Source organism: Ruminococcus sp. 1001136sp1, assembly GCF_039841815.1.
GTDB lineage: Bacteria > Bacillota > Clostridia > Lachnospirales > Lachnospiraceae > Blautia_A > Blautia_A faecis.
In genome coordinates this window covers 1-3,451 of record NZ_JBDPGY010000050.1, presented here as the reverse complement: position 1 = coordinate 3,451, position 3,451 = coordinate 1, and the positions used below count along the sequence as shown (strand labels likewise).

At 41.2% G+C, this 3,451-nt stretch carries 4 protein-coding genes; all 4 read right to left on the bottom strand.

Features of this window, described 5'->3' with window-relative positions; translation table 11 throughout:
* Positions 1 to 139: 139 nt before the first annotated feature.
* From ABHC48_RS20360 to istA, 4 genes are read right to left on the bottom strand one after another with little or no spacing between them, the layout of a single operon-like run.
* Complete coding sequence (locus ABHC48_RS20360) at positions 140 to 511, bottom strand: hypothetical protein (protein ID WP_118031848.1); 372 nt, start codon at positions 509 to 511, stop codon at positions 140 to 142.
* A 9-nt stretch (positions 512 to 520) separates the two neighbouring features.
* Positions 521 to 961, bottom strand: a complete 441-nt coding sequence (locus tag ABHC48_RS20355) for a hypothetical protein (protein ID WP_118031849.1) — start codon at positions 959 to 961, stop codon at positions 521 to 523.
* 17 nt (positions 962 to 978) lie between these two features.
* Positions 979 to 1,740 carry an IS21-like element helper ATPase IstB gene (gene istB / locus ABHC48_RS20350; protein WP_118031850.1) on the bottom strand — a complete coding sequence of 254 codons (762 nt, stop codon included), beginning with the start codon at positions 1,738 to 1,740 and terminating at the stop codon, positions 979 to 981.
* The gene (gene istA / locus ABHC48_RS20345; protein WP_195699609.1) at positions 1,733 to 3,256 is read right to left on the bottom strand and encodes an IS21 family transposase; all 1,524 of its coding nucleotides are present in this window, start codon (positions 3,254 to 3,256) and stop codon (positions 1,733 to 1,735) included. Before istA ends, istB begins: the two co-directional genes overlap by 8 nt.
* Between the last annotated feature and the right edge of the window lie 195 nt (positions 3,257 to 3,451).

The window sequence follows — 3,451 nt, the reverse complement described above, 5'->3', positions numbered from 1 at the left end:
TGTTGATTGTCAAGTAAAATTGACCCACTTTTACGTTTAATTTTGACCCACCTGAATTCAGAAATCACCTGATTTTCAAGTGGGTCATTTCTGTATGTAAATCTGATTTTTTACACTGTGAATTGACCCGTCAAGCGCATCAGCTGAACGGAAGTTCAGCATCCGGATCCATTACCGGATCACTCCATTCAGTATTTATGATTATGCTGTCTGAAACAGTATCATAATCCCCGCGAAGCTCCCTTAATTCTTGTTCTCGTTCTTCTTCTGAAAGACTCATCCACCATTCATACATTTCATCCTGGAAACGCATTGCGCTGACAAAGTCCATTGGGCATCCGTTTTCGCTATAAATATAGTCTCCGTTATCATAGGGGCTTCGTCCACTGGCTACCCATTTTTCTAATTCACGTAACTCATCTTTCGACATGGTTATTTCTTTTTTGTATTGTTTTAACTGTTCCTGCAGGAATTCTCTGTGCTCCGCAGGCACATTTTTTCTAAATCTCATATCTGCCTCCTAATTAATGAGCACCTGATATCCGTCAGTCTGCATTGAACTTTTATCGATCAGTATTCTTTTGCCGATTGGATCCAGCAATACATACTTACTGAGTTCCAGTAACCGGTCACTGATCAGGGAATGTACCATGTTCTCCATGGCTTTTATACGGTCATTTCGATTTATAGCTCCTTCAGATCGGTCAGATGTTTCGATTTTATTTTCACAGAGCATCTCTAAATTTAAAAATATATCATCTTCCTTACGGCTGTCTGATTCAAAACGGTCAGTATCATAGTTATATCCAAGACTCTTGTCTGCTTTCATCCTTTTCATAACACAAGTTGGATTTTTGATCTCATAACAGCTTCGCATTAGGTCATAGGCGGCTGTTTTTCCCTCTGTATTGTAAACTTCTATGATCTGCGGATATTTATCCGGTGTGATTTTTATACTCATTTCTATGCCTTCCTTTTTTAATACTCAGTTTTTGGACCTTTGACACGATAGCTGTCACCCGTTATACTTATGACATGGCAATGATGGACCAGGCGGTCAAGGATCGCTGCAGCGGCCAGCTTGCCGGTGAATAGTTCATCCCATCTGCCCATGGGCAGGTTTGTGGTGATAATGAGGGAGCTTTTTTCATATCTTTGGCGAATGATCTGAAAGAAAAGGCTCTCTCTTTCTTTATCCATTTTTAAATATGACAGTTCATCGATGATCAAAAGCGGAATCTTACTGATCTGTTTCAGAGTTTCTTTCAGATATCCTTTCTGCATATCCTCATACAGCTGATCGACCAGTTCTTTTGCATTCACAAAGAGAACCTTATATCCGGCTTCACATGCATTCCGGCCAATCCCGGTGGCGATCATACTTTTACCGACTCCCGGCGGCCCAATGATTATGATATTTTCATGGTTATCCATAAATTCAAGTCTGCCCAAAGATTGAATTTTATCCGCATCCAGGTTTGGATTGAAGCGGTAATCAATGTCAGACAGCCGTTTATCAGAGTCGAAATTAGCTGCATCTGTCAGGCGTTCAGCCTGTCGGCGTTTCTTTCCTGTTTCCTCCGCTTGTAACAGCATGATCAGGAAATCTTCATACGTCATAGACTGTTCTGAAGCTACACGTATAAGTTCCTGATATTGTTCGCGCATATCGACCAGTTTAAACTGTTTCATTCTGGCTTCTATATAAGCTGCGTTTACAGCACTTGTCTCACTAGGCATTTACCGTTCCTCCTACATTCTGTTCATAGTAATCCAGATCCCGCAAAAGTTTTGAATCATCGTCACGGTATTCTCCGGTTTTACACAGAACTTCCGGTCTCTGTTCAGATATCTCAGGAAGAGACAGCCGGCCTGCATTGTAAGCTTTGAGCAGTTCTTTAAATGACAGGATGTCCATAGAATCATGCTGTATTGCATATCCAATAAAACGATTGAGGGTATCTGTATCATAAAGTTCTTCGAGCAACATGATCTTTCTTGCGTAATGTGTGGGCTGGTCAAACTTTTTCCCGGCTGCTTCCAGATAAGCCAGACCATTGCTGTATCTGGCAGTGAATTCCCTTCGTATCTGCGGAATCGATGTTGGCGCCTTTGGTGCTACATTTTTATAGTGCTCCGAATTTGTCAGGATTTCATGCTTGTTACGTGATGCTTCCAATTTCATGACATAGTTCTTTTTTCTGTCATAAAGCTCGATTCTGAACCCATAGATGATCCTGAAATACATGGTTTTGGCTGCAAAGATATCAGGAACGCTATACTTATTTCCGCCAATGCTGATATAACAGTCAGGACTGATGATCCTGCTTTCCAATTCCTTCAGTCGATAACGACGGTCTGGCAATGGCAGCAACAGATCCCGTTCTTCCTGAAGATAATGTATGTTTGGAATCCTTTTGGTCGTTGTGTGTGTTTCATTACACCAGGACTCAACGAAATCTTTTCCACGACGATTCAGATCTTCCATTGAAGCAAAGTGTTTTCCCTTTATGAATTGTTCTTCGATATAGTTGAAGGGTCTCTCGATCTTTCCTTTCTTGCGCGGCCAGTAGCAGGGACATGCATTAAGTTCTGTTCCCAGATGTCTTGCCATAAGCAGGGCATGGGGATTATAACGGATCTCCATTTCGTTCCTTGGATTATTTTCGATGACCAATGCTGTTGGATTATCGATCAAAAGCTCCAGTGTTACTCCACCAAGATCTTCAAACAGTTCCTGAATTGCTTCATAAATGGCTGCCGCATCTGCCTTTAAAGAAAAACAGACTGCTTTCTTTCTGGATGCTGAAAGTATCATTGAAAAACAGTAAACAGTTATGATCACGCCATCAACAGGGACATTATAAGGTGACCAGTCGAACTGAGCCTGATCTCCCGGAGGGCTTTCATGCCTTACAGTAGCTTTGGAACTGATGTGGTCTTTGATATCCTCTTCAATTTTTGACAGATACCGGTAAACAGGGCCAATGCTTCCTGTATAACCTCTTGCTTTCAATTCTCTAAAAATCCGTGTTCCATTGAAAAGAAACGGTTCGCATCGCCATTCGATGATCTGTTCTTTGAAACCATCAATCTTGCTCTTATAAACTGTCCGTTTATACACCGGTGCTTCTTTTTCTTCTAAAAGACTCCTGACAGTATTTCTGGACATTCCAAGTATTTTTGCAGTTGCCCGTTTTGATCTTGTCTGTTTATAAACTCGCTGAACAGCTGCCCAATCTTGCAAATCATACACCTTCTTTCAAACCTCCTCTCTTGTATTGGTGCATACAGAGAGAAGTGTATCGTTTGCTATCAGGTGGGTCAATTCTGAGTATTAAATTTTCAAGGTACAGTGTAATCAAGACCAGTTCTACTTACTCATTGCCACTGCTGTAGGTGGGTCAATTTTCCTCGTTAAAACTGGGTCAGTTTTAAGTATAAATCAACA